This window comes from Ornithinibacillus jepli (genome assembly GCF_047228935.1).
Lineage (GTDB): Bacteria > Bacillota > Bacilli > Bacillales > Amphibacillaceae > Ornithinibacillus.
The window spans coordinates 1,245,261-1,257,774 of record NZ_JBFEGG010000001.1 but is presented as its reverse complement, the minus strand read 5'-3'; the positions used below and the strand labels follow the sequence as shown (position 1 = coordinate 1,257,774).

The 12,514-nt window shown below is 34.9% G+C and carries 14 protein-coding genes; all 14 read left to right on the top strand.

Annotation, left to right across the window (positions count from 1 at the left end; translation table 11 throughout):
- Position 1 precedes the first annotated feature (1 nt).
- The 14 genes from AB1K81_RS06585 to AB1K81_RS06520 all read left to right on the top strand — a co-directional run bounded on the left by AB1K81_RS06585 (position 2) and on the right by AB1K81_RS06520 (position 12,432).
- On the top strand, positions 2–757 hold the full coding sequence (locus tag AB1K81_RS06585) for a 16S rRNA (uracil(1498)-N(3))-methyltransferase (RefSeq protein ID WP_412975823.1): 756 nt from the start codon (positions 2–4) through the stop codon (positions 755–757).
- A gap of 2 nt (positions 758–759) precedes the next feature.
- Complete coding sequence (mtaB, locus tag AB1K81_RS06580; protein WP_412975822.1) at positions 760–2,115, top strand: tRNA (N(6)-L-threonylcarbamoyladenosine(37)-C(2))-methylthiotransferase MtaB; 1,356 nt, start codon at positions 760–762, stop codon at positions 2,113–2,115.
- A 111-nt stretch (positions 2,116–2,226) separates the two neighbouring features.
- A complete protein-coding gene (deoC, locus tag AB1K81_RS06575) occupies positions 2,227–2,898 on the top strand; it encodes a deoxyribose-phosphate aldolase (RefSeq protein WP_412975821.1) in 672 nt (223 codons plus the stop codon).
- A 162-nt stretch (positions 2,899–3,060) separates the two neighbouring features.
- Entirely contained in the window at positions 3,061–3,237 is a 177-nt protein-coding gene (gene rpsU, locus AB1K81_RS06570) for a 30S ribosomal protein S21 (RefSeq protein ID WP_042145999.1), read from the top strand.
- Positions 3,238–3,252: 15 nt separating this feature from the next.
- On the top strand, positions 3,253–3,699 hold the full coding sequence (locus AB1K81_RS06565) for a GatB/YqeY domain-containing protein (RefSeq protein ID WP_412975820.1): 447 nt from the start codon (positions 3,253–3,255) through the stop codon (positions 3,697–3,699).
- A gap of 230 nt (positions 3,700–3,929) precedes the next feature.
- Positions 3,930–5,228, top strand: a complete 1,299-nt coding sequence (locus AB1K81_RS06560; RefSeq protein ID WP_412976126.1) for an NfeD family protein — start codon at positions 3,930–3,932, stop codon at positions 5,226–5,228.
- 51 nt (positions 5,229–5,279) lie between these two features.
- A complete protein-coding gene (gene floA / locus AB1K81_RS06555) occupies positions 5,280–6,272 on the top strand; it encodes a flotillin-like protein FloA (RefSeq protein WP_412975819.1) in 993 nt (330 codons plus the stop codon).
- Positions 6,273–6,305: 33 nt separating this feature from the next.
- A complete protein-coding gene (locus AB1K81_RS06550; RefSeq protein WP_412975818.1) occupies positions 6,306–6,812 on the top strand; it encodes a hypothetical protein in 507 nt (168 codons plus the stop codon).
- Between the two features lie 97 nt (positions 6,813–6,909).
- Complete coding sequence (gene yqfC / locus AB1K81_RS06545) at positions 6,910–7,188, top strand: sporulation protein YqfC (RefSeq protein ID WP_412975817.1); 279 nt, start codon at positions 6,910–6,912, stop codon at positions 7,186–7,188.
- A 27-nt stretch (positions 7,189–7,215) separates the two neighbouring features.
- On the top strand, positions 7,216–8,448 hold the full coding sequence (yqfD, locus tag AB1K81_RS06540; protein WP_412975816.1) for a sporulation protein YqfD: 1,233 nt from the start codon (positions 7,216–7,218) through the stop codon (positions 8,446–8,448).
- A gap of 2 nt (positions 8,449–8,450) precedes the next feature.
- The gene (locus AB1K81_RS06535; RefSeq protein WP_412975815.1) at positions 8,451–9,419 is read left to right on the top strand and encodes a PhoH family protein; all 969 of its coding nucleotides are present in this window, start codon (positions 8,451–8,453) and stop codon (positions 9,417–9,419) included.
- 76 nt (positions 9,420–9,495) lie between these two features.
- Positions 9,496–11,625 (top strand): HD family phosphohydrolase, encoded by a 2,130-nt coding sequence (locus AB1K81_RS06530; RefSeq protein WP_412975814.1) that lies wholly within the window; start codon positions 9,496–9,498, stop codon positions 11,623–11,625.
- Positions 11,625–12,089, top strand: a complete 465-nt coding sequence (ybeY, locus tag AB1K81_RS06525; protein WP_412975813.1) for an rRNA maturation RNase YbeY — start codon at positions 11,625–11,627, stop codon at positions 12,087–12,089. Before AB1K81_RS06530 ends, ybeY begins: the two co-directional genes overlap by 1 nt.
- Positions 12,079–12,432, top strand: a complete 354-nt coding sequence (locus tag AB1K81_RS06520; RefSeq protein WP_412975812.1) for a diacylglycerol kinase family protein — start codon at positions 12,079–12,081, stop codon at positions 12,430–12,432. Before ybeY ends, AB1K81_RS06520 begins: the two co-directional genes overlap by 11 nt.
- Positions 12,433–12,514: the final 82 nt, after the last annotated feature.

Here is a 12,514-nt window from a genome sequence, read left to right as displayed (position 1 = left end):
TATGCAAAGGTATTTTATTCCAGAAAGTAATTGGGATCATGATACCGTTACGATCGATGGTGACGATGCTCACCATATAATACGGGTTATGCGAATGAAAGTAGAGGATAAAATAATCTGCAATCCTCCAAAATCTAAAGGGGCTGTATGTAAGATTATACAAATCGCTACTAATTATGTAATGGCTAAAGTTGAAGAATGGATTGAAAACGATTCAGAGTTACCTGTTTCCATTACAATTGCCCAAGGCCTACCAAAGGCCGATAAAATGGATTTAGTTTTACAAAAAGGTACGGAACTAGGCGCATCTGCTTTCATCCCTTTTATAGCAGAGCGTTCTGTAGTTAAATGGGATACGAAAAAAGAAGAAAAGAAGTTAATTCGATATGCTAAAATTGTAAAAGAAGCTAGTGAACAATCACATCGTAATCACTTACCAGAGATAAAACCTGCAATGAATTTAAAACAGCTTTTAGAAGAAAGTGCTACATACGATGTGCTTCTTATTGCATATGAGGAAGAAGCAAAGACTGCTAATTATCAATCATTTGCTAGCGTAGTAAGGGAATTTAAACGAGGGGAGAAAATTATGATATGTATTGGACCAGAGGGAGGATTTTCGCCTCATGAGGTAGATACATTAAAAGAACATAATTTTATTCCTGTTCGACTAGGCCCAAGAATTTTAAGAACAGAAACAGCTGCTTTATATGCGTTAGCTAGTATATCGTATCACTTGGAAGAATTGGAGGGTTAAAATTGCCAACAGTTGCTTTTCATACATTAGGATGTAAAGTGAATCACTATGAAACAGAAGGAATTTGGCGTATGTTCATGGAACAAGGCTATGAACGTGTAGATTTTGATCATGACTCTGATGTTTACGTTATTAATACATGTACCGTAACAAATTCAGGGGATAAAAAGAGTAGACAAATTATTAGAAGAGCAGTTCGAAAAAATCCTGACGCCATTGTATGTGTTACTGGATGTTATGCACAAACATCACCAGGAGAAATACTAGAGATACCCGGGGTTGATGTTGTTGTTGGGACCCAAGACCGTAAAAACATGATTAAATATATAGAGGACCATAAGAAGACGAGAGAACCAATTAATGGTGTATCGAACATCATGAAAAATCGTGTGTTTGAGGAAATGGATGTACCAGAATTTACTGATAGAACTCGTGCTTCTTTAAAAATACAAGAAGGATGTAATAATTTTTGTACGTTTTGTATTATACCTTGGTCAAGGGGTCTACTTCGTTCACGAGATCCAAAAAGCGTAATAGAACAGGCACAAAAGTTAGTGGATGCTGGATATAAAGAAGTTGTTTTAACTGGCATTCATACGGCAGGGTATGGTGAGGATTTAAGTGACTATAATTTCGCAATGTTATTACAAGATTTAGAAACAAAAGTAGATGGATTAGAGCGTATCCGTATATCTTCTATTGAAGCTAGTCAAATTACGGAAGAAGTAATTGAAGTATTAGATCAGTCAGAAAAGATTGTCCGTCATTTACATATTCCTTTACAATCAGGATCTGACTCTGTATTGAAACGTATGAGAAGAAAGTATTCTAGTGATTATTACTACCAGAAAGTAGAAAAAATTCGCAAAGCCTTACCTGATTTGGCTATAACGTCAGATGTTATTGTAGGCTTCCCGGGTGAGACAGAAGTAGAGTTTATGGAGACATACAACTTTATAAAAAAAGTTAGTTATTCTGAGTTGCATGTATTTCCATTTTCTCGAAGAACAGGGACTCCTGCAGCTAGAATGGAAGATCAAGTAGATGAAGATATTAAAAATGAAAGAGTACAACGTATGATTGACTTATCAGAAGAACTTGCAAGGGAATACGCCTCTCGTTATGAAGATGAAGTTCTAGAGGTAATCCCAGAAGAACGTTTACTTGAAGAAGAAAATCCAAATATGCTGGTTGGTTATACAGATAACTATTTGAAAGTTAAGTTCGAAGGTACACATGATATGATTGGCAAGATTGTACGTGTGAAAATAAATAAATCAGGTTATCCGTATAACGAAGGTACATTTGTACGGATTATGGATAATGCAACACACGGTAAAATGAAATTGAATGCCTAGTCATAAGACTGGGCATTTTACTTATTAAATAATGAATTATAAATAGCTTTTTATTATAGAAAATGCTATGATACCAAAGAGGTACGTACAACTGAAGAAGGGAAGATAATAATGATACAAAACTTAGAGAAATTTATTGATCATACGCTATTAAAACCAGATACAACAAAAGAAAGCATTTTAAAAATTGTAGAAGAGGCAAAGGAATATGAATTCGCTTCTGTATGTGTCAATCCGCATTGGGTTTCACTATGCTATGAACATTTAAAGGATACACCGGTTAAAGTTTGTACTGTAATAGGGTTTCCATTAGGAGCAACTTCCACAGAAACGAAAGTATTTGAGACAAAGCAAGCTATTTCTGAAGGTGCTACTGAGGTAGATATGGTAATAAATATTGGCGAATTAAAATCAGGTAATGATGATTTTGTCAAACAAGATATACTTGCGGTAGTTGAAGCTGCGAGAGGACAAGCACTGACAAAAGTAATCATAGAAACATCGTTATTAACAGATGATGAAAAAGTACGTGCATGTAAGCTAGCTAAAGAAGCTGGTGCAGACTTTGTTAAAACTTCTACTGGATTTTCTGGTGGAGGTGCAACAGTTGAGGATATTACATTAATGCGTAAGACTGTCGGCCCAGAAATGGGAGTGAAGGCTTCTGGAGGAGTACGTGACTTATCAGGTGCTAAAGCAATGATTAGTGCAGGAGCAACAAGAATTGGAGCAAGTGCTGGAGTTGACATCATTAATGGTAATCAAGGTACATCGGATTATTAAGAATAATTACCTATACATGCCAGATAGAAAAAGCTCTTTCCGCGTGTATAAGAAAAAATAATCAGTTGACCGATGTTTCGTGTTATATTATAATTACAAAAGGCGTGTGAAATGACATTCGTCTTATAATCTGTTTTATGCTTCGGAGGGAGGGAAATTAGCATGTCAAATACAACTCGCGTTCGTAAAAACGAGTCTCTTGAGGATGCTCTTCGTCGCTTTAAACGTAGTGTTGCAAAAAGTGGGACACTACAAGAATATCGCAAGCGTGAACACTATGAAAAACCTAGCGTTCGTCGTAAAAAGAAATCTGAAGCTGCTAGAAAGCGTAAATTCTAAAGAAGGTGCTAGAAGATGTCATTATTAACACAGTTAAACAATGATATGAAGCAGGCGATGAAGAATAAGGATAAGGAAAGACTTAGTGTTATTCGCATGGTTAAAGCTTCATTACAAAATGAATCGATAAAACTTGGTAAAAGTGAACTATCGGAAGACGAAGATTTATCAATTTTATCAAGAGAATTGAAACAAAGAAAAGATTCCCTCCAAGAATTTAAATCAGCTGGACGCGATGATCTTGTTGAAAAACTTGAAACGGAAATCAAAATAATTGAAGAATATATGCCTGAACAGCTTTCTGATGAGGAGCTTTCAGTTATTATTCAAGAAACGATTCGAGAAACTGGTGCATCTTCAAAACAAGATATGGGTAAAGTGATGAGTCGGATTATGCCTAAAGTTAAAGGTAAAGCTGACGGATCTAAAATTAATAAATTAGTTCAAGAACACTTGAATTAGTATACCCGAGAAACCCTTGCTTAAAAATGGCAAGGGTTTTTTAATTTTTCGATACATACAAATCCTCATATTCCTACCGTTTCAACATAAAACTATGATACTATTTACTTATAGTAACATGTCCTTTTTTACTTTTTTGAAACCTTATTTTCACTTTAAACGTATGAAAAGATGTGTTAAAGGAGGTGTAATAATTGCTTAGGAAACGATGGGTGTGTTGTTTTTTCATAATGAATGCCATTATTTTATCGTTATTTCCATTAAGTAATCAAGATGTTTCATATGCTGATGAACAAGGTGGAGGGAAACTAATCTATACTATTCCAATTGAAGATGATGTGGAAAGGGGATTAGAAGCCTTTTTAAGAAGAACTACGGAAGAAGCTAAAGAAGCAGGTGCAGATCACATAATTTTCGAGATTAACACACCAGGTGGTAGTGTGGAAGCAGCTGATAACATTGGCACAATCATTGCTGATTTAGAGATTCCAACTACTTCATTTATTATTAGTCAAGCTCTGTCTGCAGGATCTTACATAGCACTTCATACGGATACTATTTATATGACGCCTAGAGCAACAATGGGAGCGAGTGGTGTTATTAACTCAGATGGCACTGCGGCTGATAAGAAAGCACAGTCTGCTTGGTTAAAAGCGATGACAAGTGCTGCTGAAGCTGGAGGACGTGATCCTATATATGCTGCCGCTATGGCAGATTCTAGTATTGATTTACCGGAATATAATGCTCCTGAGGGAGAATTCTTAACGTTAACTCCTCAAGAGGCAGTTGAAGTAGGATATTCTGAAGGAATAGTGTCCCATCGAACGGAATTACTACATGAATTAGGCTTATCAAATGCAACGATTATTCAGTCAGAGACAACACTTGCAGAAAATATTGCAAGATTTATTACAAACCCTATCGTTATATCCATCCTATTATCATTGGCAGGTTTAGGATTGGTTGTGGAATTGTATTCGCCAGGATTTGGTGTACCTGGTAGTATTGGAATTATCTCATTAGTATTATTTTTCTATGGACATGTGGTAGCAGGACTTGCTGGTATGGAAGCAATAATTATTTTATTAATAGGTATTGCACTTATTATTGCAGAATTTTTTGTACCTGGTGGAATTTTAGGTATATTAGGAGTGGGAGCGATAATAGGTTCTCTCTTCATGTCTGGTGCTGATATTGGGGAAATGACGATGAGTATAGCCATCGCTTTTCTAGTTGTTATTATTGCATCTGTTATTTTATTTAAAAGAGTAGGTTTAGATAAAGGCGTATTCCGTCATGTCATACTCCGGGATCGCACATCAACCGAATTAGGTTATGTTTCAAATGAAAACCGACTCGAATTAATTGGCATGGTAGGGGTTACTGCAACACCGCTTAGACCTTCAGGAGTCGCTACAATTGGTAAAGAAAGATTAGACGTCGTTTCTGAAGGAAGCTTTATTGAAGTCAATAGACCAATTAAAGTTGTAAAAGTAGAAGGTGTCCGTATTATTGTTAGGGAATTATAAGGTTAATTAATAGCCTATAAGATAAATATAAAAATCTAGGAGGAATATATTATGGAAACATCAGAATTCATTTTTCCAGTGATTCTAGTCGCTGTAATCTTGATTGCAATTGCAATCTTATTTACATTTATACCGGTTACACTATGGATAAGTGCACTAGCCGCAGGAGTTCGTGTAGGCATACTACAATTAATCGGGATGCGCTTACGTCGAGTTGTACCAAGTCGTGTCATTAATCCATTAATTAAAGCACACAAAGCTGGACTTGATGTTACAACAAATCAACTGGAAAGTCACTACTTAGCTGGTGGTAATGTTGATAGAGTAGTAAATGCCTTAATTGCTGCACACCGTGCAAATATCGAATTATCATTTGAACGCGCTGCTGCAATTGACCTAGCTGGTCGTGATGTATTAGAAGCAGTACAAATGAGTGTTAACCCTGAAGTAATTGAAACGCCATTTATTGCAGGTATTGCCATGGATGGAATTGAAGTAAAAGCAAAAGCAAGAATTACTGTACGAGCAAACATCGACCGTCTAGTTGGGGGTGCAGGTGAAGAAACAATCATCGCCCGTGTAGGTGAAGGTGTCGTAAGTACTATCGGTAGCTCTGTAACACATGCAAAAGTATTAGAAAATCCAGATTCTATCTCACATACTGTTTTATCTAAAGGATTAGATGCAGGTACAGCGTTTGAAATTCTATCCATTGATATTGCTGATGTTGATATCGGTAAGAACATTGGGGCGATTTTACAAACTGATCAAGCTGAAGCTGATAAAAACATCGCACAGGCTAAAGCAGAAGAACGTCGTGCAATGGCCGTAGCCCAAGAACAAGAAATGATTGCAAAAGTACAAGAAATGCGTGCTAAAGTTGTGGAGGCAGAAGCAGAAGTACCTCTTGCCCTTGCAGAAGCATTACGTTCTGGAAAATTAGGTGTTATGGATTATTTAAATTATGAAAATATAAATGCTGATACTGATATGCGTGATTCAATTGGAAAACTATCTAAAGAAAACAATGATGAAAATAAATAAGCTAATGTTTAGTTTAGGAAGGGGGATACGTTAATGGAAGGATTATTACCTATCATAGCCGTAATTGTTTATGGAATTGTTAAGGCGTTGAGTGGGAACAATGGGCAAAATCAAAATAATAAGCCTACATCAAATCGCCCAAGTAGTATTCCTAAACCAACACCTACCCCTTCAGGTGGTCAAGAGAGAACAAGACAAACTAGTCAGCAAGCTGCTCCTTCAAATACGTCTATAGAAGAACAACAAAAAATGCAAATGGAACAGTTGAAGAGTAGATTGAATACCGGAACTAATGTATACATGGAAGAAGTTAATCAACAAGATATGACTTTAGGAAAAGGTATTCAAGATGCAATTAAGCATCAAACTACAAACAAGAATAAACAGGCTAAAGAGCAGTTTAAAAAAGAAGTTAAAACAGGACTTAATCATAGCGGAATTGTAAATGGTATTATTATGTCAGAGGTATTAGGTCCTCCTAGAGCACGTAAACCATATCAAAATGTAGTTGTTGAAAGAAAAAGACAATTACATCGTTAATTAAAACCCAAAAGCATCCTACCGATGCTTTTGGGTTTTTTAGTTCTTATCTGTTTCATTTTCTCATAAATATGTAAGTGAGAGGGGGCTAGCATCTGTGAAAAAATTACAACAACGATTACGACCTTGGCTAGTAAAATATCTAGCACTGCCTTCTGATGTTGTAATGGAATTGCCTAGAATAACTATCATTGGTCAGATACATGTATATATAGAAAATCATAAAGGTCTTGCCGTTTTTACGGATGATGAATTAAGACTAAAGTCAACTAAGGGCTATATTCAGATTAAGGGATCCTCATTTGTCTTAAAGATGATGTTACCAGAGGAAATTTTACTGGAAGGAAAAATAACAGATGTGAAATTTATTTCATGATAAATGCTAGTTAACCGGGAGGATGAAATGAAACAGATACAAGGGTCATTTATAAAGGGGTATGTACGAATTGTCGTTAGTGGTAATTTACCAGAACTTTTTTTTCAGGAATGTACAACTAAAGGTATTACGGTTTGGAATATTAAGAAAGAAGGGAAAAACTCTTGTAGTGGTAATGTAAAACTTTCTGATTTATCAAAAGTGAAATTATTAAGGCGAGGGAAAAATTATAAGATTTCGTTTAAACAACGGAGAGGATATCCATTTTTGTTAAGTCGCTTTTTAAGAAAAAAAGAATTTGTCTTATCTTTTATTATGAGTATTTTATTAATCTTATTCATGTCAAATATTATTTGGAAGGTTGAAGTTACCGGTGATTTACCAATAGAAATAGAAGAAAAAATTGCTAAGCAATTGGATGAGTATGGAATTCATCCAGGAGCTTGGATTTTTACAATTGATTCTCCCGGTATCATTCAACAAAAACTTACGAATGATATTCCAGAATTATTATGGGTTGGTGTGCGTCAAAAAGGGACAACCTTTCAATTAGAAGGCGTAGAAAAAATTGTAGTTAAAGAAGAAGAAGTCGATGGACCAAGGGACTTAGTGGCAACGAAAAAAGGTGTTATTAAAAGTATGTATGTTTCGAGAGGACTACCAAAAGTGGAAATCAATGACTACGTAAGGCCAGGACAAATCCTAGTTTCAGGTACATTAAACCAAATTGAAGCGAAACCGGATGAAGATGAATCCAATGATGAAAAAGAGATAAAACAAATAGTAGTACCTGCAGAAGGTGAAATTATTGCAACTACATGGTATGAGATGGATGTCACTGTTCCATTAAAACAAAATTATGAACTCCTAACCGGTAACCAAGAAAAGAAATACTATTTTGGAATTAATGATTTTAAAGTTCCGGTTTGGGGATTTCGTTCCCCTGAATATGAAGCGGTTCATTATGATAGTACGGAAACTCCTCTTAGATTCTTAAAATGGGATTTACCATTTAAAATTATAGAGACAACATTAAGTGAAAAAAAGTTACACGAACTGGAAAGGTCAAAGGAAGAAGCTATTCAAGCGGGTATCAAACAAGCAAAGGAAGAGCTCCAATTGCAACTTGGTCCAAAGGCAAAAGTAGTATCGGAAAAAGTTTTGCATGAAACTGTAGAGAATGGTAAAGTTAAATTAGAATTGTATATGACAGTAGAGGAAAATATTGCTAAAGCACAACCTATAACTCAAGGAGATTGAATATGCCTGAAAATTTAAACGCAATTGATATTGAACTGACAAGTCCAGAAGAAGCTCTAGAGCTTTTTGGAAATAATGACAGATATTTAAAACATATTGAGGATAAACTAAATGTCTCCATCGTTACTAGAGGAGAAAAAATTAGTGTTTCTGGAACAGATAGTGATATCGCAATTGTACAGGACGTCCTGTTAACTCTTTTAAGTGTTGTTCGTAAAGGAATTAAAATTGCTGAGCGTGACATCGTTTACGCAATTGAGTTAGCAAAGCAAGGTAAAATCAATCATTTTGAAACATTATTTGAGGATGTCATTGCCAAAACTGTTAAAGGTAAATCTATTCGGATTAAAACCCTTGGACAAAAAAGCTATGTCTCTGCTATTAGAGAGAATGATTTAGTATTTGGTATTGGTCCTGCTGGAACTGGGAAAACATATCTTGCTGTAGTGATGGCGGTTCAAGCACTTAAAAATGGCCAAGTAAAGCGAATTATTTTAACTAGACCTGCTGTCGAAGCAGGAGAGAGTTTAGGTTTTTTACCTGGTGATCTAAAAGAAAAGGTTGATCCTTATCTTAGACCGTTATACGATGCATTAAATGATGTACTAGGCGCTGAGCATACACTAAGACTAATTGAAAGAGAAACGATAGAAATTGCTCCTTTAGCTTATATGAGGGGTAGAACATTGGATGATGCATTTGTTATCTTAGATGAAGCGCAAAACACAACCCCTGAACAAATGAAGATGTTCTTAACTCGATTAGGGTTTGGATCGAAAATGGTAATAACAGGTGACTTAACACAAATTGACCTCCCAATAGGAAAAAGGTCAGGGTTACATGTGGCTGATAAAATGTTATCAACTATTAAAGGGATTTCTTTTATCCATCTAACTCAAACTGATGTAGTGAGACATCCATTAGTACAGAAGATAATTGATGCATATGAAAAAAGCAACAAGATTGATTAGTCAAGAGACCCAAATGAGGGTCTTATTTCTTTATTTTTTAAAGTAAATAGATGAAAATAATAGAGAGGTGATTATCATGAATTCGTTTAAGAACATTATAGAATATATCATGAAAATACGAACTAAATGGCTGCGAATTATCTTGCCGATTGTTGTTTTAGGCCTTTATTTTTTTCTTTTAACGTTTAATAATGTCTATACGGAAACATATGATATCGAGCCTCTTACTACTGCAAGAGAAACTATTCGTTCACCGATTACGATAGAAAATCAGGAAGAAACCGAGAGGAAAAAAAACGAAGCTGTGAATGCAGTTGAAGATCGCTTTGATATTTCGACTACTATAGCGGAAGAACAAGTTAGTTACATAGAAGAAATATTTAATGCAATAGATAAACTAGAGTCAGAGTCCCTTACTGAAGAGGGAGAAGGAATACCAGTTCCTTTAACCAACCAAGAGAAAGTAAACAGACTAAAAGAATTGTTATCGAATAGTATCACAGAAAAAGTGGAAGATAGTATTTATTTAAGACTACTTGATGTTTCACCGGAAGAAAGGGCAAAGGGTGAAGAATTATTTATTTCCTATGTACAAGAAGTATTTCAAAGAGGGGTTAGAACAGAAAATATAAATACAGCCATTAATGATGTGAAAGAGAATATTCGTTATTCGACTCTTAATGACAATTTAATAGATGCGCTACAAGAATTAACGGAATTTGTTATCGTTGAAAATTCCTTCTATGATTTGGAAAAAACATCTGAAGCTCGGAATCAAGCCTCGAGTAATGTTGATCCGGTAATGATTAACGCTGGTGAAGTTATTGTTCGAGAAGGAGAAACGATTACGAATGAAACGTATGAAAAACTTGAATTAGTTGGACTATTAAATAAAGACAGAAATGTATTTCCAGTTATTGGGTTAAGTATTATCATATTGTTAATAGTGTTGATTATGATTTATGAATTGAATCGAATTGATAACCGAAAAGGTTTAGATAAAGGAACAATAGCCTCCGTTTTACTAATTAGTTTTATCGTAATATCACTAATGAAAGTAATAAGCTTATATACTACACAAGGAAATGAGTTGTATTTTATAGTACCAGTAGCAACGGGAGTTTTATTAGTTAAACAGTTAATAAACGAAAGGCTTGCAATCGTGTTAACTACTTTATTTGCTCTTTTAGGTGGAATCATATTTAATGGACAAATTCCTGGAACACTAAATATTGAAGCGCTAGTTTATTTCATTTTTTCACAGTTTGCTGCAATTGTTTTTTTAATGAATGTAAAAGATCGCTTATCAATTGTTCGTTCAGGAATTGGAATGTCCATTGTTAATATCATTACGATATTATTATTTGTATTCTTGTCCTTTGAAAAATATACTTTAGGTGATGTATTTGTTCTATCTTGTTTTGGGTTGGCTTCTGCATTCTTATCTGCAGTACTTACGATAGGTCTATTACCTTTTTTTGAGACAGGTCTTGGTATCCTTTCTGACATTAAGTTACTGCAACTTTCTAGTCCGAACCAACCATTGCTTAAAAAAATTCTCACTGAAGCACCTGGTACCTATCATCATTCTATTATGGTTGCAAATTTGAGTGAAACGGCATGTGATGCGATAGGAGCTAACGGTTTATTAGCGAGAGTAGCTGCTTATTATCATGATATTGGAAAAACAGTCAGACCACATTATTTTATTGAAAATCAATTATCAATAAAAAACCCACATGATGTCATTTCGCCAGAACAAAGTGCTGAAATTATAATCCGTCATCCCTATGATGGTGCTGAATTGTTAAAGAAACATCGGATGCCAAAAGAAATTATTGACGTTGCCATACAACATCATGGAACAACTTTATTAAAGTATTTTTATTTTAAAGAGAAAGAAACTAATAAAACAGCAAGGGAAGAGGACTTTCGTTATCCTGGACCGAAACCACAGACGAAAGAGGCGGCTATTATTTCTATTTGTGATTCCGTTGAAGCAGCGGTACGTTCCCTTCAAGAACCAACAGAAGACAAGATTGATGAAATCGTTTCTAGCATTGTAAATGACCGATTAATGGATGGTCAATTAGATGACTGCCCACTTACGATTAAAGAAGTAAAAATGGTTCACCAAACAATTTGTGAGACATTAAAAGGAATATTTCACTCAAGAATTCAATACCCATCTAAGGAGGCAAAATAGTGGAAATAGACTTTCATGATAATACAAATTCTGTGATAGAAGAACATCAAGAGTTAATTAAAGGGCTTCTTGATGTAGCGGCTAAACAAGAGCAAGTTGCTAATAATGCTGAGGTATCCGTCACGTTTGTGAATAATGAGGAAATCCGAGAAATAAATCGGGAGTATCGGAACATAGATAAGTCTACTGATGTTATATCATTTGCTCTTGAAGAATCTACCGAAGAGGAAGTAATGATTATTGGAGAAGATATACCAGTTGTTTTAGGGGATATTATAATTTCAGTTGAAAGAGCGAAAGAGCAAGCTGAAGATTATAATCATTCCTTTGAAAGAGAACTAGGTTTTCTAGCAGTGCATGGTTTTTTGCATTTATTAGGTTATGATCATATGACAGAAGAGGATGAAAAGATAATGTTTCAAAAACAAGAGGACATACTAGGGGAATTCAATCTTGGAAGGTAAAAAAAAGCAGATTGGTTTCACATTTGCCCTTAATGGTATTAAAGAAGTAATGAAATCTGAACGAAACTTTCGGTTGCATATTATATCAACCTTATTAGTCATTATAGCTGGTATTTATTTCGATATTGAAACGATAGAGTGGGTGGCTGTTTTTACTGTTATTGGTTTAGTAATCACTACTGAAATATTAAATACTGCAGTTGAGGAAATTATAAATTATGTGAAGCCTGAGATTCATCCTGCTGCTAAAAAAATAAAAGATATGGCAGCTGGCAGTGTTTTAATAGCATCTATTACAGCGTTAGTTGTAGGATTTATTATTTTTGTTCCGAAAATATTTTAAGGGGTATCTATTGGCAAATAGCCTTTGATACCTTTTCTTTTTTTGAGGATATTTATCGAAGGAGATAAACTTTTTAAAGCTT